The following is a 249-nucleotide window of genomic DNA, read 5'->3' as shown; positions in this document are numbered from 1 at the left end:
CATTAAACGGTTCAACTAAAGAAAATATCCTCTCTTTATTGGAGCAAGTCCTTCCACTTGATGAAGAACGAAGATTTGAAATGGAGGTGTGGCAGGCTTTTACGATTAAATCCCTGACTGAATCAGATTTACAGGCGCTCAATGCAGAAATGTATGATGATCTTTTCCAAACCGTTCATGCTTGTTTAACGAAATTAAAAGAGGCTGAGCTGCTGCTAGAGCATACCGATCTTTTACTGGAGACAGAAC

The 249-nt window shown here is 39.8% G+C and carries 1 protein-coding gene; it reads left to right on the top strand.

Annotation, left to right across the window (positions count from 1 at the left end; all coding sequences use genetic code 11):
* The coding region (locus SB775_RS32300) for a TetR family transcriptional regulator C-terminal domain-containing protein (protein WP_410865373.1) at window positions 1-249 on the top strand (249 nt) is incomplete at both ends.

It is taken from the genome of Peribacillus sp. SIMBA_075 (assembly GCF_046534585.1).
The sequence above is the reverse complement of the archived record's forward strand: the minus strand, read 5'-3'. Positions and strand labels throughout refer to the sequence as shown.